16 protein-coding genes, 1 tRNA gene and 2 pseudogenes are annotated in these 22261 nt (G+C 63.5%); 11 read left to right on the top strand and 8 right to left on the bottom strand.

The genetic code is table 11. The features are described 5' to 3' along the window. Positions 1-226 precede the first annotated feature (226 nt). From BMYO_RS01540 to BMYO_RS01510, 6 genes are all read left to right on the top strand, one after another. Positions 227-1033 (top strand): hypothetical protein, encoded by an 807-nt coding sequence (locus BMYO_RS01540; RefSeq protein WP_094666839.1) that lies wholly within the window; start codon positions 227-229, stop codon positions 1031-1033. A gap of 522 nt (positions 1034-1555) precedes the next feature. Next, a complete protein-coding gene (gene rplJ / locus BMYO_RS01530; protein ID WP_094666838.1) occupies positions 1556-2077 on the top strand; it encodes a 50S ribosomal protein L10 in 522 nt (173 codons plus the stop codon). Positions 2078-2184: 107 nt separating this feature from the next. Next, entirely contained in the window at positions 2185-2565 is a 381-nt protein-coding gene (gene rplL, locus BMYO_RS01525) for a 50S ribosomal protein L7/L12 (RefSeq protein WP_094666837.1), read from the top strand. Between the two features lie 248 nt (positions 2566-2813). Then, the gene (locus BMYO_RS01520) at positions 2814-4280 is read left to right on the top strand and encodes an FHA domain-containing protein (RefSeq protein ID WP_169834009.1); all 1467 of its coding nucleotides are present in this window, start codon (positions 2814-2816) and stop codon (positions 4278-4280) included. 113 nt (positions 4281-4393) lie between these two features. Further along, positions 4394-7999 (top strand): helicase, encoded by a 3606-nt coding sequence (locus BMYO_RS01515; protein ID WP_094666858.1) that lies wholly within the window; start codon positions 4394-4396, stop codon positions 7997-7999. 1 nt (position 8000) lies between these two features. Further along, complete coding sequence (locus BMYO_RS01510; RefSeq protein ID WP_094666835.1) at positions 8001-8201, top strand: hypothetical protein; 201 nt, start codon at positions 8001-8003, stop codon at positions 8199-8201. A 354-nt stretch (positions 8202-8555) separates the two neighbouring features. On the opposite strand, the gene BMYO_RS01505 is transcribed toward BMYO_RS01510, so the two are convergent. The 3 genes from BMYO_RS01505 to BMYO_RS01495 form a co-directional block, all read right to left on the bottom strand. After that, positions 8556-9203, bottom strand: coding sequence for an SAF domain-containing protein (locus BMYO_RS01505; protein ID WP_094666834.1), 648 nt, complete (start codon positions 9201-9203; stop codon positions 8556-8558). A 110-nt stretch (positions 9204-9313) separates the two neighbouring features. Further along, positions 9314-9499, bottom strand: a complete 186-nt coding sequence (locus tag BMYO_RS01500; protein WP_094666833.1) for an FmdB family zinc ribbon protein — start codon at positions 9497-9499, stop codon at positions 9314-9316. Between the two features lie 151 nt (positions 9500-9650). Next, entirely contained in the window at positions 9651-10319 is a 669-nt protein-coding gene (locus BMYO_RS01495; protein ID WP_420807276.1) for a 5-formyltetrahydrofolate cyclo-ligase, read from the bottom strand. A 34-nt stretch (positions 10320-10353) separates the two neighbouring features. Between BMYO_RS01495 and BMYO_RS01490 the strand changes: the two genes are divergently transcribed. From BMYO_RS01490 to groES, 3 genes are all read left to right on the top strand, one after another. Then, entirely contained in the window at positions 10354-11001 is a 648-nt protein-coding gene (locus tag BMYO_RS01490) for a GNAT family N-acetyltransferase (RefSeq protein ID WP_169834008.1), read from the top strand. A 92-nt stretch (positions 11002-11093) separates the two neighbouring features. Then, positions 11094-12464, top strand: coding sequence for a hypothetical protein (locus BMYO_RS01485; RefSeq protein ID WP_094666830.1), 1371 nt, complete (start codon positions 11094-11096; stop codon positions 12462-12464). Between the two features lie 344 nt (positions 12465-12808). Continuing rightward, positions 12809-13102: a co-chaperone GroES gene (gene groES, locus BMYO_RS01480; RefSeq protein ID WP_094666829.1), complete on the top strand. Its 294-nt coding sequence runs from the start codon at positions 12809-12811 to the stop codon at positions 13100-13102. Positions 13103-13194: 92 nt separating this feature from the next. Here groES and BMYO_RS01475 read toward each other — a convergent pair whose 3' ends face one another. The 5 genes and pseudogenes from BMYO_RS01475 to BMYO_RS01460 all read right to left on the bottom strand — a co-directional run bounded on the left by BMYO_RS01475 (position 13195) and on the right by BMYO_RS01460 (position 18486). Continuing rightward, complete coding sequence (locus BMYO_RS01475) at positions 13195-13854, bottom strand: DUF4125 family protein (RefSeq protein ID WP_094666828.1); 660 nt, start codon at positions 13852-13854, stop codon at positions 13195-13197. Positions 13855-14116: 262 nt separating this feature from the next. Continuing rightward, a pseudogene (locus BMYO_RS12525) lies at positions 14117-14866 on the bottom strand (DUF4037 domain-containing protein); the annotation flags it as partial. Between the two features lie 227 nt (positions 14867-15093). Further along, positions 15094-16474 (bottom strand): annotated as a pseudogene (locus BMYO_RS12520) (tetratricopeptide repeat protein); the annotation flags it as partial. A gap of 155 nt (positions 16475-16629) precedes the next feature. After that, entirely contained in the window at positions 16630-17820 is a 1191-nt protein-coding gene (locus tag BMYO_RS01465) for an MFS transporter (protein WP_094666826.1), read from the bottom strand. Positions 17821-18412: 592 nt separating this feature from the next. Continuing rightward, a tRNA-Pro gene (locus tag BMYO_RS01460) sits at positions 18413-18486 on the bottom strand. A gap of 468 nt (positions 18487-18954) precedes the next feature. On the opposite strand from BMYO_RS01460, the gene lysS reads away from it, so the two are divergent. Together lysS and menA are read left to right on the top strand one after the other, a co-directional pair. Next, positions 18955-20646: a lysine--tRNA ligase gene (gene lysS / locus BMYO_RS01455; protein ID WP_094666825.1), complete on the top strand. Its 1692-nt coding sequence runs from the start codon at positions 18955-18957 to the stop codon at positions 20644-20646. A gap of 437 nt (positions 20647-21083) precedes the next feature. After that, positions 21084-22079 (top strand): 1,4-dihydroxy-2-naphthoate octaprenyltransferase, encoded by a 996-nt coding sequence (gene menA, locus BMYO_RS01450; protein ID WP_094666857.1) that lies wholly within the window; start codon positions 21084-21086, stop codon positions 22077-22079. Positions 22080-22261: the final 182 nt, after the last annotated feature.

Raw genomic sequence — 22261 nt, 5'->3', positions numbered from 1 at the left:
ATGTCATGTGGGCGCCTGGCCAGAATTCATGACCGCCGGTCAGGGTGGCGGCATATTCGGGATGCCATGCGGATGCCTAGCCGGAATAGGGGATGGGCGCACTAGACTTTGCACTGGAAGACGCGGCGAACATCAGCCGACGCATCAGCCGCCGGTGTGGTCCGTGGTTCGTGTGGCGCGTGACGCATATACCGCATATATAAGGAAGCGTAAAGGAGCGGGAAGTATGGCGCAGGGTACGAAACCAGCAGTGGAAGTGAGCATAACCTCCTGGAGGAAGAACACCGTCAAGCCCGGTCAGGAACGTGGCCGTGTGCTGCTTATGCCGGGCACCGGCTACAACTGCGATCGCCCGCTGCTCTACTGGTCGGCGCAGGCGTTGGTCGAAGCCGGCTGGCGCATCGACCGCATGAATGTGCGCAACGCTTCCGACGACCTGTCCACGGTGATTCCGGTGCTCAATGAGGCCATCGACGGTTGGGTGTCATCCGTGAGTGGCGGCAAGAAGGGCGGCGATCATACTGAGGCACAACAAGATGACGGTTCCGCCGCTGCGACCGTCGTTCCCGGGACTTCCACTGATGCCCCGCGCATGTTGCTTATCGGCAAGTCCCTCACCACGATGACCTATCCGCATGTCGCCGCGCATTACGGTCTGCCGTTCGTGCTGCTGACTCCGGTGCTGCACCATGCCGATTTCGACCCTTCCGCACGGGTGATTCCGGTGCCTGCAGTGGGGGACGACATCATGAGCGAGATGGAGGCGCCGTCGGTGGAGGTGGCCGCCCAGGTCATCCGCTCCGAACACACCGAACACACCGTCGGTTCCCGGTACCCCGGTCCGGCCCCCTTGGTGTGCGCCGGCACCGCCGATCCGTTCTATGACCGCATCCGCGCCAACGCCCTGACCCCGCACGTCCATGAATACCCGGACGCCAATCACTCCATCGAGGTTCCCGGCCATTGGCGCCGCTCACTGGACTATCTCAAGGAGGTCACCGCCTCCGTGGCCCAATACGCCGCGACTTTGTAGTGGTTGGTGGTAACGGTTGCGACGGTTGAACGGTTGTATCCGATTTGGCGTTTGTACCTGGGGTAGTGGTTGCAGCCTCCATCCCGGTTTCTGGTGTGCTGCGTCAGTGGTTCGTTGATGGGCTTCCCTTGTGAGGGAAGAGCTGGCCCGCGAAGTGTGGCTGAGGGGGTATCCATTTCGCCAACGAATTTCTGACGCAGGATATTGGTTGCGGTCACTACAGCCTGAGCGACGGTGCCTTGGCGACCACATGACGGGTGCGACACGCCCGGATTGTGCTTGTCGGCGGTCGGTCGTAATCTATCCCTTCGTAAACCACAGACCGTTGGTTGAGGCATGTGTGAGCGTGCTTCCGAAGTTTGGTTCGCCAAGCCAGCGCAGGTTGAGAGATGTAAGCCCGTCAAGGGCTAGCAAGTCAGCTACTTGCGAGATTATGTTGCTCTGCCTGTGCGCAGGGCTTTTTTATTGCCCTGCCAAGCGTTCCCGACTGGAAAGTCAACGGCCGACTAAGGAAGGAACGCCATGAAGAGGCCCGAAAAGGAAGCGGTGGTCGCGCAGCTTACGGAGCAGTTCCGTAACGCTGACGCTGTCTACCTGACCGAGTACCGCGGGCTTACCGTTCCGCAGATTTCCGATCTGCGCGAAAAGCTAGGCCGCGATACTTCCTACACTGTGGCTAAGAACACGCTGGCTCGCATCGCCGCCAAGGAAGCGGGTATCGAGGGTCTCGATGAGATTCTCGCTGGCCCGACCGCCATCACCTTCGTGAAGGGCGACTTCATTGAGGCTGCGAAGATCATCCGTGACTTCGCCAAGGACAACAAGGCCCTTATCATCAAGGGTGCCGCCGCTGACGGTACCGTTTACGATGCCGAGGGTGCCAAGAAGCTGGCGGACCTCAAGTCCCGCCCGCAGCTGCTCGCCGAGTTCGCCGGCGACATCAAGGCTACGATGGCCAAGGCCGCGTACCTGTTCAACGCTCTGCCTACCAAGGCCGTGCGTACGATCGATGCCCTGCGCGAAAAGCAGGAGAAGGCTGCCTGATTGCGTGCCTCGCGGCATGAATCGGTGCTTCGATAATTCAAAACAAAGGTTTATTGGGCAGCGGATTTACCACTTCGTCCGCCGCCAAGATTTGAAAGGAAGCCATAATGGCTAAGTACACCAACGATGAGCTGCTGGAAGCCTTCGGCGAGATGACCCTGGTCGAGCTCTCCGAGTTCGTGAAGGCCTTCGAGGAGAAGTTCGACGTCGAGGCTGCCGCCCCGGTCGCCGCTGTTGCCGCTGCCGCTCCGGCCGCTGCCGCCGCTGAGGAGGAGAAGGACGAGTTCGACGTCATCCTCTCCGCCGTTGGCGACAAGAAGATCCAGGTCATCAAGGCCGTCCGCGCCATCACCAACCTCGGCCTGGCCGAGGCCAAGGCCGTCGTCGACGGCGCTCCGAAGGCCGTCCTGGAGAAGGCCAAGAAGGAAGACGCCGAGAAGGCCAAGGCTCAGCTGGAAGAGGCTGGCGCCACCGTCGAGCTCAAGTGATTTGCGCGGCATCAGCCGCACACATCCAAGCTTTCTGGAGACCCCGCACCTGCGCTCAGGTTGCGGGGTTTCCCGTATTGTGAGGCCGTCGCACCGGCCGTCCCGCCCTTGTGGACAGGCAGCATGCGGGTCATCGCGCGCAATGGCGGAAGTTGCGTGCTGAAGCCGCTTCAATCCGACGAAAATCGTGAAGTGATGACACAATGGCACGTAGTATGGCCAATAGTGTATTGAGGGAGGCAGTCACGGTGAGTGAATGGACGGTGCGGATCAATGGCGTCGATCAGGCCAGCGTCAAACCGGGCGAATGCGTGGAGATAGGCCGCAAGCCGTTACGCCCCCTTGCCGATGACGGCAATACCCGTGTCGATATCGTCGACCAGACCAAGTCCATGTCCAAGCGTCACGCCGTGTTCGGCGTCAAGGACAACGGTTCCGGCTATGTGCGCGATCTCGGTTCCACCAACGGCTCCTATGTGGTGCGGGACAACGGCGACCTGCTGCGTCTTCCTCAAGACGTCGATTTCCTCCTGCCCACGTCCCCGATGCGCATGCAGTTCGGCGACGTTCCCGCGGATTTCATCCGCATCGAGGAGCCGGATGACACCGACGAGCACCCGCAGGTGCAGAACTTGTTCGGCTACGCCGTCGGCGCGGCGCCGCAGGAACCCGACGCCGCCGACATGTCCGTGGACGACATTCTTGATTTAAGGGCCGGGGAACCCACCGCCATGTTCAGCGCCGACATGGTCAAGCGCAAGGTGCGCGCCGATGCCTTGGCACTCGACAGTCTGGCCATTCCGCAGCTCGCCACCAAGCAGGAGCCTGCCAAGCCGCGTGATCTGTTCGCCGACGCCCTGTCCCAGCAGTCCGATCCGCAATCTGACGAACAGCCCGCGCAATCCGCCTTGTCCGATGATTCCGGCGTCTCCGGTGCTTCCGGTGCCGCGGGCCGGTCCGGCATCACGCCGGATGGTTCCGGCGCCAATCAGGCTCATGACGAGCGGACCCGTGTGGTGCCGCAGACCTCGCATGGCTCGGGGCGTCCGGCGACATCGGGATTGGTCCCGGTGGACGCCATTGCCCATGCCGTGGTCCGTACGTCGGCTGCTGCGTCGTCGGCTGCTACTGCGTTGGCGGCTGCTGCTGTGACGCGGTCCGATGATGTCGCCGATGGCTCGTCGAACGGCGCCGCATCGGACAACCGTCAGGCCGGTGGGGCGCCCACGGAAGAGCGGAAGAGCGCCGAATCAACGGCGTCGTCCGCCGCATCGGCAGTTTCGGCATCCTCGCCGATCGTTGCCGCGGCTTCCCCATCGCCGCAGGACGACTTGTCGCCTAGCCAGCCGGCCGGAGCCCAGACCGGCGGCGTCACCGCGGCGGGCGGACAGGACGATCCGGATGCCACCGGCGTCTATACCCCGGCTTTCGAGCCCGGTTCGGTATTCGACCGTGTGGCCAAGGGGGAGCTCAAGGCCCAGGAGCCGGTCATCGAAGTCGATGGCCTGACCTCGGACGACGCCAAGCGCACGCAGGATTTCGCACTGCAGTTCGAAATCGCGCGCCATCCCCAGCTGCTGGCGTTCTTGGCCATGAATCCGTATCTGTACGATGACATGTACGCTTGGCTCGCCGCACGAGGCGAGGCCGACATCGATGAGGCCCTGGCACACAACGAGGGCTATCAGGAATACCGCAAAGCGGTTGGAAAGTGAGCCAAGAGATGACTCAGAACCAGAACCAGAGCAATCGGACCTCCTCCGAGGAGACCCCGCAGCCGCCGTCCACCGAGATTCAGGGGCAGGTTGAAGCGTCCGAGGCCACCCAGATGCAGCGTCGGGCCATCGAATCGGGGCTGAATCGCATTCGCCGTTGGCGCGACCAATACCGTGGCATGCTGGCGCCCTCGCCGCTGGAGGATGTGAGCCAGCTGACCGCGAAGCTGGACATGACCCATGCCCATCCCTCGGGTGTGGCGCAGCTCTTCGCCTCAGGGCATGTGATGCTCGACTCGCTGTTCCGCGACTCCGGTGTACTCAAGGCCGCCGAACGTCATGTGGCCCGTGTGTTGGATGATCAGGCTGCCAAGCGCCGGGTCTCCGGTGTGGCGGAACTGTCGCTGGTGGTCGGCGTGGCTACATGGAAGGGCAACGCGCTGCCGGTGTTGCTCTACCCGGTGAACGTCAATGTGCCGAAGGACGGCGTACCATCCATCCGCTTCTCCGGACGGGTGACGCTCAACGCCGCATTCGTTAACGCGCTGCGTGAGCAGGGCGTGTTCGTGGATGAGGACGACCTGTTCGACGGGTCCAACTACGACAGCGGCACCCCCGAGACCTCCGCGATGTTCGCGCGCATCGCCACCGAGGCGAACGAACGCATCTCCGACTTCAACATCGAACGCCAGATTCTGCTCGGCTGCCTGATGGACCCCTCCTCGCTGATGGTCAACGAGGCACGGCGTACCATCGACCAGCTCAAGGCGGGCCCCACCGGCAACACGCTGCTGGACGCGCTGGCAGGCAGCGAAAGCGCGCAGGCGTCGCTCAAAGGCGCGAATCCGCCGCAGTACAGCCCGTTCGACACCGATCCGCACACCGAGTACGAAGTGGGCGACGTGGATAACACCGTGCGGTACGCGGCGTCCCTCGCGGCGGCGGGCCACAGCATCGTCGTGGACGGCGAATTCTCCAAAGGCACCGCCGAGACTGCGGTGGCCATCGCCTCACGTTGCCTCATGAACGGCCGTTCCGTGCTGTATGTGCCGGGAGTGGCCGAACAGCGTCGGCGTTTCATGCACGTCGCCTCCGCCAACGAGATGAAGGCCCAGGTGCTCGATGTGGCCGATGAACGTGCCAACGCCGTTCTGGACCAGCAGCTCATCGCGGCCGTCGGATTCCAGCCGGGCGTGGCCACCCAGCGTTTCGACCAGCTCGCGGACGAGCTGGTGGGGGTGCGTTCCCGGTTGACCCGGTATCTGGGCGATTTGCACGGCGTCAATGAGAAGTGGATGGTCTCCGCATACGAGACCATCCAGAATCTGGCCCGTATCTCCGTGCTGCCCACCCATCCGGCCACCCATGTGCGGCTCAAGGAGCACAGCGCGCTCACGGTGGGCGCGAACATGGAGGCGTGGATTGGCAAGCTCGAACGCGCCGGCGAGTTGGGCGAATTCGTCATCGGTCCGGAGGACACCGCGTGGTATCGGGCGTCGCTGACCACCGAGCAGGAGGCCGTGACCGCCTATCAGCGTGTGGACGATCTGCTGCGTCGCTACCTGCCCGCAACCCGCGATCAGGTGGCGCGGACCGTCAAGACCTGTGGGTTCCCGGTGCCGGCAAGCAGCCATGAATGGGCGTTGCAGGTCACGGTGCTCAAGAACCTGCGCCGCGTGCTCGACGTGTTCCAGCCCGAAATCTTCGAGCGGGATATCGACGCCATGATTGAGGCCACCAAGCCGAAGGCCGTGCGCAAGGCCGAGGGTACGTCCATGGGCTTCTGGGACCGTCGCCGTCACGTCAAGGAGGCCAAGGGCCTGCTGCGCGCGGGCGCCCAGGTGGAGGACCTGCATGAGGCGCTCAAGGTGGTGGCCAAGCAGGGCGAGCAGTGGCATCAGTTCGTGCCCCACGGCGGATGGCCGGTGCTGCCGACCAAGCTCGACGAGATCATCGCCACGCAGGAATCGCTGATGACCAACATGACGGCCTTGGACGCCGTGCTGGCCACCACGCCCTCCGGCGGCAATCTGGAGACCGACGACTTCACCAAGGTGGAGGCCCGTCTCAAGGCTCTGCTCGACGATCGCAAGGCCCTTGACACACTGCCCGAGCGGTGCAGTCTGGAGCAGGAGTTCGCCTCGGCCGGCCTCAATGAGCTGGTGGAGGATCTGACCGCCCGCCACGCCACGGTGGAACAGGTGCGCGGTGAGGTGCAACTGGCCTGGTGGACCACGGTGTTCGAGGACATCGTGCGTTCCTCGGCGATCATCTCCAATCAGGATGGTTCCGTGCTGCAGACCGCATCCGACCGGTTCGCCCAGGTGGATGTGGAGCATGTGCGTTCCGTGGGCCCGATGGTGGCTCAGGAATCCATGCGCCGTCTGTGCGATATGCTCTTCTCCCGCACGCAGGAGGCCAACCAGCTGCACACCGTGCTCGCGGGGCCGTCCAATGTGCCGCTGAGCCGCATCCGTCGTGATCACCCCGAGATACTGGCGGCGGCCAAGCCGATTCTGCTGGCCTCGCCGGGTACGCTGGCCGCGCTCACCGAGCCGGGGAACATCGCGGATGTGGCCATTCTCGACGCCTGCGCGCACATGCCGTCCATCGAGCTGCTGTCGGTGCTGGCCCGCGTGCGTCAGGTGGTGGTCATCGCCCATTGCCCGACCGTTACGTCCGATGCCGTCCGGCTGCTGATTGACATGCTGCCGCGCGTCGAGGTGGAGACCGCGCCTTCCCGTCGCCCGCCGCGTCTGGCCGCCTTCCTCGAGTCCGAAGGCTACGGGACGGTCCATTACGATGTGACCGCCGAATCCGCCGCCGGCGAGGTGCGGTTCCACCGTGTGGAGGCCAACGGTGTGCCGGTCATGGCCACCGGTCTGGTGGAGTCCAGCCAGCAGGAGATCGATGAGGTGGTGCGCATCATCACCGAACGCGCCTCCCGGTTCACCGTGGTGCCCGCCAGCTATCGTCTGGCCGTGGTGGTCATGACCGATGCCTTCCGCACCCGGCTCGGCGCCGAGCTCAAATCGCTGGCGTCCAAGACCCAATCCATGAACCGCTTCCTGCGTCATGTGCGGCTTGTCAACCTGCGCGACGTGGCCGGCAGCCAGGCCACCGACGTGATCATCTCGATGTGCTATGCCAAGACCGTGCACGGTCGTCTGCTGCAGCAGTTCGGCGTGCTGGAGTCCGAAGGCGGCCGGGGCATGCTGCTGGATGCGCTCGCGTTGGCCGACCGCGATCTGGATATCGTCTCGGCGTTCGGACCCGAGGAGATGGAGGACGAGCGTCTGCACCAGCCCGGTCCCCGCTTCCTCAAGACCATGCTCATCTGGGCCAGCCAGTTGGATGGTCGTCCCGTGTTGCCCGTCAAGGACGCCGCCAGCGAGAACATGCTGTTTGTGGACCTCGCCGACCGTCTGCGCGCCCGTGGATTGGACGTCGCTCTGGAATACGGATTCGATAAGGGCGTCAAGATCCCGATGGTCGTCGGGGTCAAGGGCAAGCCGTTCGCCTTGGCCGTACAGACCGATGACGCGAACTTCATGTCCGTGCAGTCCACGCGCCGGCGCCATCGTCTGTCCGCGCAGGATCTGATGTCGCTGGGATGGAACGTCATGACCGTGTGGAGTGTCGCCGCGTTCGTCAATCCGGACAAGGAGGTCGACCGCATCATGGCGCGAATCAGCGATATCTATCACGAGGTCAAGTGACATGGCCGAGTATTCCGCGTCGCGCCGCACGCCGCGCGCACACAAGCGTGTGGTGATGAAGGGCACCGAACGATTCGACGCCGACGGCGTCAAACTCGAACCCTCGGACATGCAGACCGACCAGCAGCGTGAGGCCGACGACGACCGTCGCATCCTGGGCGAGCTGCCGCCGCATTGGGCGGTGTTCAGCGAAAAACGCTGACACCGCCCAATGCGGCGGCCTTCGCGGCCGCTTATAGTGCGGCCACTCACTTCGCCTACGAAAAGTCCACTGGGCTTTTCGTGTGACGGCTCAGCGCAATTGGGCGGTGTTCAGCGAACGCTGTTGAACATGGCTCGATGCGGCGGTCTTCGCGGCCGCCTGTAGCATGACCGTGATGATTTCTTTTGTAATCCCTCTGCTGCTGAGGGAAGCCCCCTACGTAGCCGGGTGGGGGCCAATAATCGGATGGTGTGACTTGCAGGCATGGAAGCCCGATGCTTCCGGGTGGGGAGAGAGGCTGGACGACCGCAAGACCGGAGCCGGTCAAACCGCGCGAAACGCCTCATCACCGCATTATCGCATCACGGCGACCACGGCCCCGGCTTCCTGAAGCGCAATCACCTTGGATGCCTCCTTCGGCCGCATCGCACAGGATACGGTCTGGGCGTTGTCCCCGTAGAGCGTGCCGAGCGACGAGCCTGAGCCCGTATCCGCTTGCCCGCCCACGGCCATCACCAGAGCCTGTTCGGCCAACGTGCAATCCTCTCCGTCGCACCCGACGGTCGATACCAGACTCACCTCATCCCCGGGAAGCAATCCATCCGGGCTGCTGGCCAGACGTACCGCGATTACGGTCGTCCCGGTCGGTGCCAGCGGCACGTCGCGCGCCATCGTGGTGAGTATCGAATCGCCGGCCGCGATGTCGATCTGCGCAATCAGCCCGATGACCGCCGACATATCGTCGGTCATCGACGGTCCGAGCGCGGTTTTCGGCATATCGACGACCCGAACATCGGCGTCGTCGATATGCGATCCCCGCTCGATGGCACGGGCGGCGACGACCACCGGCGTCGTCTCGACGGTGGACAGTACGGCCTGCACGGCGAACAGCACTGCCAGCCCCGCGAACAGCGCGGCGGTCAGACGGCGTATCACGGCGTAGAGGCGACGGCGTTTCAACGAGCCGCGATTGGGTGAAAAGGGTAAAGAAAAGGTCACCATGCGAACATGGTGACCTGAATCTCACGCGGTGTACAAGCCGGAACGGGTCATGTGGATACAGCTTCCCGGGTTATCCACAATTGCGCCGGGCTATAGGACGCCCGCAGGACTCACTTCGAGGACTTGTCCGTGCGGTAGAAGCCGTGGCCCTTGAATTCGATCGGCACGGCCGAATACACCTTGTGCACCTGCTCCTGGGAGCACTTGGGGCATACGGTGATCGGGTCATCGGTGAACGACTGCTGCTCGGTGAAATCGTAGCCGCAGTTCTTGCAGCGGTAATGATAGGTTGGCAATGGATTCCTCCACAAAGTATCAATGATTCGCGCGCGGTGAAAACCACGCTTGGGCAACCGTTCACATCCTAGTCGTTGCCCTGACACGATAGTAATAACGGTATCACCGCCGGTATCACCGCCGGTATTACAGTCACTGTCACCGCCGCCATCACCGCCGCAGCCGTCGGTATCCTTCCGGCGTGAGCACGGCGTCGGCAGGCACGTCGTGATTCTCCGTGGGCAGCGGCTCGCCCATGACCTCCCACGGCCAGCACACCGCAATCAACGGGCAGTCGGGCCGCCGCAGCGCCAGCGCGCGGTCATACCAGCCGGCGCCACGGCCCAGCCGATAGCCTCGCGGGTCCACCCCCAGTGCCGGGGCGATCACCAGCCCGCATTGGCTCAGCGCATCGGGAGGCAGAATGCGGCCAATCGGCTCGTCGGGACGCAGATGACCCGGCTGGTCGACGGCACGCAGCATCGTCACATCCGTGAGCACGCTCCAGCCGATGTCGCGGCCGGAACCCAAACGCGGCACCATCACCGTGCACCCCCGGTCCAGCAGCAGGGTCAGCAGCGGCCGCGTCTCCACCTCGGTGCCCATGGATACATATGCCGCCACGCTCATCGTCGCCGGGTCTGCGCCGAGCAGGGGAAGGGGGAAGTGCAGGGCCAGGGCTTCGCCGGCCGCCATCCGCTCGGCAGCCGTGGTTCGTTTACGACGGGAGAGCGCACTGTGACGCAGCGTCTCCTTCGATTCCCGAACCGGAGCGGCGGTCGTTGCGGACGACGGCCCGTCATTCTCGAATGATTCCCCATGCAACGTCATACCGCACAACCTATCACGGCAAGGCGCGGCTACAATAAGGGCCGTGTCAGTTTTCCAGTCCATCAAAGAGGCGCTGCGACCGGACCATCGGATTCGCCCGCCGCGCCTGACCCATCCCGGGTTCCCAATCGCTCTGCGTCCGATGACCATGGACGACGAGGACACATGGGAGGAAGTGCGGTGGCGCAACAACGACTGGCTGGCTCCATGGGAGTCCGGCGATCCGATGCACGGCGGCGGCATCACCTTCAATCAGTGGATTCAACGGCAGCGTCGCAACGAGCAGCAGGGGACCGGTGCGCTGTTCGTCGTCGAATATCAGATGCGCATCGTGGGCCAGATCTCGCTTGGCGCCATCACCTATGGGGCCATGCGCACCGGAGTGGTGGGCTATTGGATCGACCAGAGGTATGCGGGGCGTGGCTTCGCCCCGATGGCGCTGGCCATGCTCGCCGACTGGGCGCTGGGCGATCCGTTCGGCCCCGCGCTGCACCGACTGGAAATCGCCATTCTGCCGGACAATGCGCGCTCGCTGGCGGTGGTGCGCAAGGTGGGCGCCCATCATGAGGGGTTACGCGAACGGTACATGTATGTCAACGGGCAGTGGCGCGACCATGTCACCTTTGCGCTGCTCGCCGAAGACGCCGGCGAGGGGTTCGCGTCCCGACTCGCCGCAAACGTTCTCAAATAACCGGGCGGATTGGCTCGGGCACGCCGTTTTCACCCCGACACGCCCGGACGCGCAGCGCCAAGTTCGTCGGTGGGTCTCCTATTCTTGACTCTATGGGTTACGAGTCACTAAGCACGGTCGTCGTGCTGGTGATAGTGGCGATCATCATCGTCGTCTGGCTACCGGTACGCACGGCCAACGGCATGAAACGAGCGACCGAACATCGGCAGGATCGGTACTCGCCCTCCCTCCACATCGTAGAGGCGGAGAGCGGCACACGATTCGGCGACGTCAAGCCGCATCAGGCGAAAGGGGCACCAGTGCCGGCATCATCACCGTCAGCAAGGCTGACACCTGAGCATATTGCCCACGTCCGTGAGTTGCGCCGCGCGGCCATTCGCCGCCGTCAGTTGCTTGCCGGCGGGCTGGCCGCCGTGGCTGTAGTGGTGTTCGTCCTTGCGCTGGTCTTCCACTTCAGCACGTTGTTCACGCTGATTCCGCTGGCGTTGCTCGCGGCGGTGCTGGCGATGGGGGCGCGTGCCGCCAGCCAGGCACGCCGCTGGGAGGCCAAGGTTTCGCGTGTCGAGCGTGAGCGTGCGCGCAAGTCCAAGGCCGCCAAGATCGCGCATGAGCGGGCGATTGCCACGGCGCGGGCTCAGGCCAAGGCCGTCGCAGGTGGTCGTGATGAGCGTGATGAGCGTGATGGTGCCGCCGGAACGGATGCCGCAGCACGCCGGGAGGCCGCCACCGAGGTGATGGAGCAGCGTCAGATCCGCCGTGCATTGCGCCAAGCGGAGATCGAACAGGCCAGGGCTAAGGCGTTGCGCGAGACGCGCGCCGAGGGGCAGGAGACAGTTCGGTCGAATCAGGAGTCGGCCACCGCTGCCGAGGTCCGGGGCGATGTCTCGGATGCCGCGCAGGTCGGTGCCGGGGTCGCCGGTTCCGCCGGGCATGTGAGTGACGGTGCGGAGCAGACGACGGCGGCTGAGTCGTCGCTGACCATGCGCGACGAACGTGACGAGCGCGATGGGCACCGTGGCGAGGTTCCGGATGACGCCACGTCCGAGCTTGCCTCCGTGCGCCCGGCCCGTGCGTTGGACGTGTTCGATATGGCCACCGCCTCTCAGGATCTTATTTCCTTCTCGTTGGGGGCGGCGCGTAACGAGAGCAACACTCCCGAACCGGAAAGCCGTGAGATTCAATCCGCCAAGCAGGTGTCCAAGGCCGAGCCGGTGGGACCGGAGACCGCGGAACGGCTGCTCAACGAGGCCAAGGTGGTCAAGGCCGCCGATGACGCCAAGGCGGCGAGCGAGGCTCAGGCCGCGCAGGAAGCCGAGGACACCCGTGCCAAGGAGGCGCAGGAGGCTGCCAAGCAGGCCGCGTTCCACGAATCCGAGCAGCATGCCGAAGTGGAGGCGCCGGACGCCACGTCCGAGTCGTTGAGCGTCGGCCTTGATTCCATCATGGCTCGTCGCGGCAATTAGAGCGCATGATTGTGCCGCATCGGTCGGCGGTGCTGTGAGAGGCTTCCCTCGAGTGGAGGGGAGCCTCGTTGCTATGTGCGTTGCGTGTGCGTCTGCGTTCGGGCGTTGCGTGCGCGCGTCTGCATGTGTGTGCGTGCATTGTGTGCGTTGTGTGTGTGCGCGTCGCATGCACGCGTTTCCCGATTTTTCTCTCACAGCGTTAGCACTCAAGTTGGCAGAGTGCTAACAATCGCGCTACCATGTGTCCTAGCGCAAAGGGACAACGCAAGTGATCGTCAGCCTCTTGAGACGTTCTGGCGCGGCATTATCGAACTGAACTACAAGCAGATACGAGGTGACCCACAGTGTCGATTAAGCTCACACCGTTGGAAGACAAGATCATCGTCAAGCAGGCCGAAGCCGAGACCCAGACCGCGTCCGGTCTGTACATTCCGGACAACGCCAAGGAGAAGCCGCAGCAGGGTGAAGTGCTGGCCGTTGGCCCGGGCCGTCGCGACGACAAGGGCGAGCGTATCCCGATGGACGTCAAGGTCGGCGACAAGGTGCTGTACTCCAAGTACGGCGGCACTGAAGTGCACTACGAGGGTGAGGACTACCTCATCATCGGTGCCCGCGACGTGCTCGCCATCCTTGGCTGAGTGATTCGCCGATAGCGCGTATACGAAGGCCCCGGCATATTCGCCGGGGTCTTCGTATATGTACATGTATGCCGATCGTCATATCGTCGCCGCTACCGGGCCGACTGTGCCGCCTCGGCCTCCGCAAGACTCTCGAAACCGCCCAATCGTACCGTATTGAGCAGCGTTTCCTCGGTGATGTTGCGTTGCGGATCTTCAGCCGCGCGCTCGAGAATCATTGCCTCGTACAGGTCGAAAGTGGCATCGGAGTAGGTTCCGAGCTCACCGCGCAGATAGGTCTCGAATGAGGTGGCATTGGTCGTGTCCTCCGCGGTGGTGAGCACGCGCATCGCCTCGCCGAGACGGGGATAACGCGCGCGGAAATCAGCGGCCCATGCCACCTGCTGCGTGATGACCCGCTCCTGACGGTCCACCCGGTCGGCGCGCAGACGCGGGATGTATGGCTCGATGTTCCGCGCAAACTCCTCAGGCGCGGTGGAAGCCATCATACGGCCGTACTTCTCGGTGATGAGATTGCGGCCCACCCGGTCGGATTCGTCCAAATCGGACGCATAGGATTCCAGCAACGGCCGCTCCCAGGTCAGGAACTGGGCCAACCTCATCTGGTGGAATACCGGCCAGTTGCCTTGGCAGGCCGCGCGGCCGCCCTCGTTGTTGGTGCGCTGGAACTGGTCCCATTCGTGGCGCACGATGGTCTCACGCAGCTCGTTGTGTTCGTCCGGACCTGCACCGGTCTTCTGCTCGACGGTCATCCTTGCTCCTTTGCTTCCATCGATTATGCGTTCATCATGCCTGAGAGGCGTGAATATGTTGTTGCTTTGGGTTTCCCATTGTCGGGATGTTGCCGTGATGTCAACCGCGGGTCTGTTTGCAGGCAACGTCCTGACAAGGGGAGCTGAGTCATGAGCGGCGAGCTGCCGGACACGCCGGGGCGGCTCCTCTGACATAAGCAAACTGCTGACGCAGGGTATTACCAAGTTGAATGCCCGGCGCATGGAATATCGGCAGCCCGTTTCACAGGCTCCTGAGCACTGGGTCGTCGGAGGTAATGTGCTCCTCGATATACGGGCGTTGCCATTCCAGGAAGGTCTCGTCGGACGTGGTCAGGCGCTCGCGGCGCAGCTCCTTGACGATGGCGGCCGCAATCTCCTCCACCAAACCGTTGATGCGTTCGATCGCCGGCGCGGAGCCTTTGCCACCTTCGCCGAAGCCGGCGCCTCCGTAGCAGGCCGCGGAGCTGAGTCGCATCACGGTCTCCAGCTTGCCGCAGATATCGGGCAACAGCGCAAACATCGACCCGGACAACTTGCGCAACGCCGCGAACTGCCACTTGTAGTACGGCATGTATCCCGCCACCATCGGCACGTTGATGAGGAACACCAATGACGCAGTGGCATTCACGAATTCATGGATGGACAGCCACGCCGCCGCGCCATCGCCGCGCTTGAGGGATCGAGGCAGGTTGTATTGACCGGCCTGCGCGATCATGCCAAGCCGCTTGGAGACGAGTGCCAGACGCACGTCGTCGGGCATGTCCTTGAATCCCTGACGGGTCTTGGAAAACAGGCCGAGCGGGTCGGCGAACACCTCGCCGTTGGTCGCGGCGGCTAATGTCGCCTCGTCCAGCATGAGCCATTCGTGCGGCGCATCCGATGCCGGGGCGGCCGCATAGCCGGTGATTGATGTGAAGAAGTCGCCGATGCGGAACACGCCGTCGCGGCGGCCCTCGCCCTGCGCACGCGGGGTGAGGGGGGAGAACGGCGCGGTTGCGCCGGACGTCGGGCTTGAATCGTCGCCATTCGAGGCATCCGGTGATGCTGCGTCCAGTGACGCCTCGTCCGGTGATGCCGCACGCGATGATGATGCATCGCGCGTGTCCGCATTGGTCCCCGGTGCGGCAGGCGCAGTGCGACCGTCTGAAGGAGCCGGCATGTCGTCGTCCGCCGTCGTTGCTGCGCTGAAGACGATGCCACCCTGTCCGTCCACGCGGAACTCGCGTGGCAGCGCCTCATAGTCGGCCTGCAGGCGGTCTCCGATGGCCGCGTGGTCCTCATCCGTCAGCCACAGGCAGAAGCGCGGGCCGAAGTCGTGGTCCTGCGAGTACGCGTCGTCGAATCCGTAGCATTCGGACCCGTGGCCGACCAAGCCGGCGGCGATACGGCCCGCGTACGCCGGGTATTTCGCCAAGATCATCGGCTTGCCTACCTGGTTCCAGAACGCGCGGGCCAGTTTCAGCCCGGACACCGGGCAGACGGATGCGTCGCCGAGTGCGGCGGTCGAGGGGGTTGTGGTGCCGCCTGCGGCGAGGTCATCCACCGCAGCCCCGTCCGCTGACGCCGATGCCGACGCTGTCGCTGCCGACTCCGCTGCCGCTTTCGCTTCGGCTTCGCGCAGGTTCGACTCGGTGATGCGCCAGTAATCCGTGTCCTGTCCGTAGCATTCCTCAATCACGGCGAGGGCGCGCCGATAGCCGTTCACGGCGTCCGCGTAGCGTCCTTCCGCGAAGCACACCTGCGCGAAACCGGCCAGCGCGGAGGCGTAGTGTGCGGAATGCTCCAGATGACCGGTCGCATAGATCTCCAGGGACTTGGCCGCATGCCAGTGGGCGTCTTCCAGCTTGTGTTCGGCGAGCAGCGTCAAAGCCAGGTTGGTGTGCGAGCTGGCCACATCGATATCCGCGTCCGGGTTGACGCTTGACGCCTCGACGATGCGCAACGCCTCGCGCAGCTCGGTTTCGGCCTTGTCCTGCCGCCCGGTCTCGCTATAGAGCATGGACAGGTTGTTGTGCAGGGCCGCAAGCCTGCGGTCGGTGGGGGAGTAGGCGCGGCGGCACACATCCTGCGCCTGGTGGTACAGGTCCTCGGCCTGATCGTACTGCTTGGCCGCACGCATCGCGGTGGCGCAGTTGATAAGTGTGGTAGCCCAGGCTTCGGATGTGCCGGTGGTCAGGCCCATGCGTGCGGCAAGCTCCAGCGCTCGCTGGACTATCCACTGGTTCTCCTGATGGCGTCCCTGTGAGCGGTAGAAGCCCATCGTCTCGTTGAGCACGGTGAGCAGGCCCGCCGCGTCGCCCGCGTTCTCCGCGTCCACCAGTGCCTGTTCAAGATACGGGCCGGCCTTCGTGGCGGCCGCATGACGCTCGAAGATGGCGTCCAGTCCTTTTAGGAACTCATTGACGTCGAAAGTGGCGGGTGGTTCGTTGTCGGTTGAGTCGGCGCTGTCGTAGTCGTCGCCGGCGTCCAGGTCCTCGGCCAGGTCCGGGTCATCGCCCGTCACGCCTCCGATCCCGTCAACGTCCGTGATGTCACCCGCGCCCGAACCATGCTCGAATTGTGCGGCGAATTGCCTGAGCAACGCCTCTTCGTCAGCCATATGTACCTCCTTGAACCATGCTGCTATCAGTCTATGGGCTGCATGGTCCATTGCCGGACCGCGACGTTGGCCGTCTACGAAAAATCGCCTGTGAGCTACCTCTCACAGGCGATTGGGATGAACGGACACAGGCCGTCCGGCGGAACGCGAGGCCCCTAGTCCACCTTGATCTCGCGCATACGGTGGATGGCCTCGGTATCGGTTTCGCATCGCCACGAATAGAAGGCGAGCAACGCTACGGCCGTGAGTGCGAGCGGGACGCCGCCCAGACCGGTGAACCGGTACTGCATATCGAAGCCATTGAGCATCGCGCCGCCCACCATGGAGCCCACGGCGTTGCCGAAATTGAAGGCCACCTGCACTGCGGCGCCTGCGATGAGTTCACCGCCGCCCTGACCGGCTTCGGTCATCAGCAGCTGCTGGGGTGCGGAGATGAAGAACAGCCCGAACGCAATCCAGAAGGTGAGGATGGCGGTGGTGACCATATTGCCGGGGACCAGGAACACCATGATCAGACCGATGCATGAGACGGCCTGACCGAGTGCGGCGGTGCCGGCGTGACGCCAGCGATCGGTGATGCGCCCGCCGACCAGGCCGCCGACGACCATGCCGAATCCGGCGAGCATCATCAGCAGCGGTACCAGCGAAGCGGACCAGCCGCCGGACTTCTGCAGCCACGGGGAGACGTAGCTCCACCAGCAGAACACGCCGGCGTTACCGGTGAACACGGCCGCGAGAATCACCCACGGGCCGCGACGGGTGAGGAAGCGGAACTGCCCGGCGATGCCGGCGTCCTTGATCGGCGGCACGAATGGAATCCATACCAGGGTGAGCACAATGGTCATCGCGGCCCATGCGGCGAGAATGCCGAAGGCGAGTCGCCAGGACAGAAATTCGGCCATCAGGGTGCCGGCGGGCACGCCGAGCATGTTGGCGACGGTCTGGCCGGTCACCATCACCGAAACGGCCTGTGCTTCCTTGCCCTTCTCGGCGAGGGTCTTGGCGATGAGGGTCGCGGTTCCGAAGAACGCGCCATGGGGCAGGCCGGAGATGAACCGAGCGGCCAGCAGCATCGCGGCGTTCACGGACAGCGCGCTCATCGCATTGCCGATCATCGCGATCGCCATGAACAGGATGATGAGGTTCTTCGGTGGCACCTTGCGGCCGAAGACGAGGATCAGCGTGCCGAAGCACACGCCTATCGCATATGAGGAGATGTAATGGCCGGCGGTGGGGATATCCACGCCGGTGGCGGTGGCGGCCTGGGGCAGGATACCCATCATCACGAATTCGGCCGCGCCCAGGATGAACGCACCCGCAGCCAACGCAAGCAAGCTTTTCTTCATAGTTTCCTCAGGGGTGTCATGGACTCATGGTGTATGACGCCAACGAATGATATGGCGATTGATTCGAGCACATGATACGGCTGTCCGCCAACAAAATGGCGTCTGCTGCGCCAAACCCCCGTTATTCACCCCGATTTCGGAGGAGGAGTACCGGGCCGTGCTGCCGGGATGGGTTGCTGGGACGAGTTGGCGGGCGGGGTGTCAGGGTCTGGGGCTGCGGGATGGTTCCAAGGTTCCGGGGTTCCAAGGTTCCGGGGGTTCCAAGGTTCCGGGGGTTCCGGGGTTCCAAGGTTCCGGGGGTTCTAGGGTCCCAAGATTCGCTTGACTGTCGGATTTCGACGCCTCGGTGTCGGTTCTCGTTCCAACACTGTCGGTTTTCGTCGTAAGACTGTCGGTTCTCGTACATATTTCGTACGAAATCCGACAGTCAACTGTCGAAATCCGACACCGAACCGTCGTAAACCGACACCGAACCGTCGAGAACCGACAGTCATGTATTCTGCCGTGCATTCCCTGCATTGTGATCCTTGACTGTGCTGGCTGGTAAAACGAAAAACCGGACTGCTGGGAACCAGCAATCCGGTTTGAGTTGTCGGGCTGGCGGGATTTGAACCCGCGGCCTCTTCGTCCCGAACGAAGCGCGCTACCAAGCTGCGCTACAGCCCGTTTGGCAACGTCCGATATAGTACAACGAACCCGCTTTCCTGCGCAACTACGGAGTGTCGCCCGGAATTCCGCCGTTTTGGCGTTAGTGGTCTGTGGGGAAACCAGAGGAGAGTGGGTTATTGGGTGGGTTGTCGGGCTGGCGGGATTTGAACCCGCGGTCCGATGGTGTTGTCGATGGTGTTTGTCGAGCGGTCCGATTGTGCCGTTGATATGGGTTGCCGGCCTGAACCTGCCCGGTGTGAATCAGCCTGGGGGAACGGTGCGATACAGGAAAATGATGGTGATGGCGTAGATATGGATTCGTCAGCTCGGGGGAACGGGTCACCGGTCCCAGAGAACGGCGGGCCACTGAATCAGGGATGTGTGGAGACGCGGTATGGGGTGGTATGAAGCCAGCCCGTGCGCCGCCCGCGCCCCAGCCATAGAGCGCGGAGGATAATTCGCCGGCCTTGCGTACACTGAAGAACCATGGCTGAAGTTGTCGAAAACACTGAAAACACCGAGAATACCGAGAACGAGACCCCGGCTGTGCCGCAAATGAGCACCGTCGAGCGTGCGGAGATGCTGCTCCAGCAGGATGCCGCCATTTACGAGAAGATCAAGTCCGGCGCAACGCTGGAGGAGACCGTGGACCCCTCCAACAAGGAGTTCGGCCCGCTCGCGCACCCCGAGCAGGTGCAGATGCGCGTGGCCAAGCGTGCCATGATGCTCGAGGCGGGCATCGCCCCCTACCCGGTGCATCTGGACGTCACCGACACCATCGAGGGCGTGCGCGCCAAGTACGACGGCAAGCTCGAGCCCGGTGAGGAGACCGAGGACATGGTCGGCATCGCCGGTCGCGTGCTGTTCATCCGTAACGCCGGCGGCCTCAACTTCGTGCAGCTCTCCGCAGGCGACGGCACCAAGATTCAGGGCATGATCTCCAAGAAGGAGATCGGCGCCGATTCCCTCAAGCAGTTCAAGCAGCTGGTGGATCTCGGCGATCACCTGTATCTCAAGGGCCGTGTGATCTCCTCCAAGACCGGCGAGCTGTCGGTGTTCGCCACCGAATGGGCCATCGCGTCCAAGGCCCTGCAGCCGCTGCCGGCGCTGCACAAGGAGCTCAACGACGACACCCGCACCCGCAAGCCGTACGTCGCGATGATCGCCGACGAGAAGGTCCGTAACATGGTGCGCAACCGCTCCAAGGCCGTGGCCTCCCTGCGCCACACCTTCGCGAGCCACGACTTCCTCGAGGTCGAGACCCCTATGCTGCAGACCATCCACGGCGGTGCGGCGGCCCGTCCGTTCACCACGCACATGAACGCTTTCGACCTGGACCTCTACCTGCGCATCGCACCGGAACTGTTCCTTAAGCGTTGCCTCGTGGGCGGCATCGACCGCGTGTTCGAGATCAACCGCGACTTCCGCAACGAGGGCGTGGACGCCACCCACGCCCCCGAGTTCACGATGGTCGAGGCCTATCAGGCCTACGGCACCTACGACTCCATCGGCCAGCTGGTCAAGGAGCTGGTGCAGAAGACCGCCATGGACGTCTACGGCTCGCACAAGGTCACGCTGCTGGACGGCACCGAATACGACTTCGGCGGCGAATGGAAGACCATCAGCATGTACGACTCCCTGTCCGAGGCGCTGGGCGAGGAGATCGTGCCCAACGGCGGCCCGGAGCACCCCGGCACCTCCGTGGAGCATCTCGGCGAGATCGCCGACAAGCTCGGCGTTGAGCGTGACGACGTGGAGAACCACGGCAAGCTCGTCGAGCACCTGTGGGAGCACTTCTACGAGGACAAGCTCTACGAGCCCACCTTCGTGCGCGACTTCCCGGTCGAGACCTCGCCACTCGTCAAGGGTCACCGCACCAAGCCCGGCGTGGTGGAGAAGTGGGATCTCTATGTGCGCGGCTTCGAGCTGGCCACCGGCTACTCCGAGCTCAACGACCCGGTGGTGCAGCGCGAGCGTTTCGTGGCCCAGGCCAAGGACGCGCTCGCCGGCGACGAGGAGGCCTGCGACATCGACGAGGACTTCCTCGAGGCTCTCGGCGTGGGCATGCCGCCGGCAGGTGGCATGGGCATGGGCATCGACCGACTGCTCATCGCCCTGACCGGTGCGACGATTCGCGAAACTATCACCTTCCCGCTGGTCAAGCCGCTGGTCGCCTGATTCATCGGTTTTTGATCGGTGTTGCCGAACAGGCTGATCGGGTTGATTCGTCGGCTGCCTGATTGGCTATCGGATTGATTATCTGATTGATTGATTGACTGATCGCGGTTCCCTGTGTATGTGAGCGGTCCGGCGAACATGCCGCGCACATACACAGGGAAAGCAACGGAACACTTGGTAAGTGCGCGTGTCCTCGTCGGCTCGCGTACTTGCCGTCCGTGCCACGCATCGCATGCGCGACGTCGTATGGAACGGTCATGGTGGGCCGGTCATGGAAGGCCCGTTGCCTTCTAGGGCATGCGATGGCTTCCCTGTGGATGTACATCATGCGCATGCCGGTCTCCCGCATCGATGCCGGAGACATGCGTGACATGCGTCGCGCGTGCGCACACGTTTCTGCGCGTATGGCGGATTCGCTGCGAAGTATGCTGGACAGCATGAACATTCGATTGTGGTTTGCCGGTGCACGGCCGAAGACCTGGCCGGCGTCAATTGCGCCGGTGCTGGTCGGCGCGGCGATGGCTTACGTGCGCCTCACACAGTTGGGCACCTGCATCGAGATCAACCCGGAACCGGCTGAATGCACGGCGAACCGAGCGCAGCAGTCAGTGCTGCTGGGCCGCTTTTGGCCAGTGTTCGCCCTCTGCGTGCTGGTGGCGTTGCTTTTCCAAATCGCCGTGAACTATGCCAATGACTACTCCGACGGCATCCGCGGCGTCGATGCCGGGCGGGATAAGGAGGAACTCGCGCAGTGGGACGCAGGCCAAGTCCGGGGCCGTGGCGCCAAGCCGCAGCGGCTGGTCGCCTCCGGCGTGCCGCCGAAACAAGTGCTGATGGCGGCCGGCAGCGCGGCCGCTCTTGCCTGCGTCTGCGGTTTGGCGGCGGTGCTGATCTCCCAGGGGTGGTGGCTGCTGGCGGTGGGGGCGCTGAGTCTAGTGGCCGGCTGGTTCTATACGGGCGGCAGGCATCCCTATGGATATGCGGGGTTCGGTGAACTCGGCGTCTTCCTGTTCTTCGGTCTTGCCGCAGTATTGGGCACCGAATACGCCTTGTCCGGTACGGTGGAAGGCATGGGCGTGGCGGCTGCCGTGTGCTGCGGGCTCAACGCCGTGATGCTGCTGATGATCAATAACCTGCGCGACGTAGAAGAGGACCGGGAACACGGCAAACGCACACTTGCGGTGCGGTTGGGCGAGCATAACGCCGGCATCCTGCTGACGGTCTGCTGTGTCATCGCCTGGATGATCGGTGCCTTCGTCTGCATGGCCCTATGGATGCCGTGGGGCGCGGTGTTGCTGATCTCCGGCGTGGGCGTGCCGGTTCGCATGATTCTGAGCGTGCCGAAGCGCCGGTTCTGTACCGCGTTCAACGATGCGGGCTTCCAAACGTCGTTTTTCGCCGTGGTCGTGGTCGTATCCGCACTGGTGATGTAATAATGATGCGGCTGGCATCGTCATATACTGCCGGGTGTTCGGTGAGCGAATCCTCATTCCATGTTCGGTGCCGATGTCTGGTAACCGAAGTTCGATAACCGGTGTCCGGTAACCGTTATCCAAACGATGCGCAAAACATAAGATGGATGCTCGTGTTTGGGCGCATCGGGCGGTAGACTGGC

Source organism: Bifidobacterium myosotis, assembly GCF_002259745.1.
GTDB classification, from domain to species: domain Bacteria; phylum Actinomycetota; class Actinomycetes; order Actinomycetales; family Bifidobacteriaceae; genus Bifidobacterium; species Bifidobacterium myosotis.
The sequence above is the reverse complement of the archived record's forward strand: the minus strand, read 5'-3'. Positions and strand labels throughout refer to the sequence as shown.

Excerpts from the sequence above, each read along its gene's own strand:
- lysS (WP_094666825.1), top strand. The coding sequence starts at position 18,955 with ATGGCTGAAGTTGTCGAAAACACTGAAAACACCGAGAATACCGAGAAC.
- BMYO_RS01510 (WP_094666835.1), top strand. The coding sequence starts at position 8,001 with ATGGCCGAGTATTCCGCGTCGCGCCGCACGCCGCGCGCACACAAGCGT.
- BMYO_RS01515 (WP_094666858.1), top strand. The coding sequence starts at position 4,394 with ATGCAGCGTCGGGCCATCGAATCGGGGCTGAATCGCATTCGCCGTTGG.
- rplL (WP_094666837.1), top strand. The coding sequence starts at position 2,185 with ATGGCTAAGTACACCAACGATGAGCTGCTGGAAGCCTTCGGCGAGATG.
- BMYO_RS01475 (WP_094666828.1), bottom strand. The coding sequence starts at position 13,854 with ATGACCGTCGAGCAGAAGACCGGTGCAGGTCCGGACGAACACAACGAG.
- menA (WP_094666857.1), top strand. The coding sequence starts at position 21,084 with ATGAACATTCGATTGTGGTTTGCCGGTGCACGGCCGAAGACCTGGCCG.
- BMYO_RS01505 (WP_094666834.1), bottom strand. The coding sequence starts at position 9,203 with ATGGTGACCTTTTCTTTACCCTTTTCACCCAATCGCGGCTCGTTGAAA.
- BMYO_RS01465 (WP_094666826.1), bottom strand. The coding sequence starts at position 17,820 with ATGAAGAAAAGCTTGCTTGCGTTGGCTGCGGGTGCGTTCATCCTGGGC.
- BMYO_RS01485 (WP_094666830.1), top strand. The coding sequence starts at position 11,094 with ATGGGTTACGAGTCACTAAGCACGGTCGTCGTGCTGGTGATAGTGGCG.
- rplJ (WP_094666838.1), top strand. The coding sequence starts at position 1,556 with ATGAAGAGGCCCGAAAAGGAAGCGGTGGTCGCGCAGCTTACGGAGCAG.
- BMYO_RS01540 (WP_094666839.1), top strand. The coding sequence starts at position 227 with ATGGCGCAGGGTACGAAACCAGCAGTGGAAGTGAGCATAACCTCCTGG.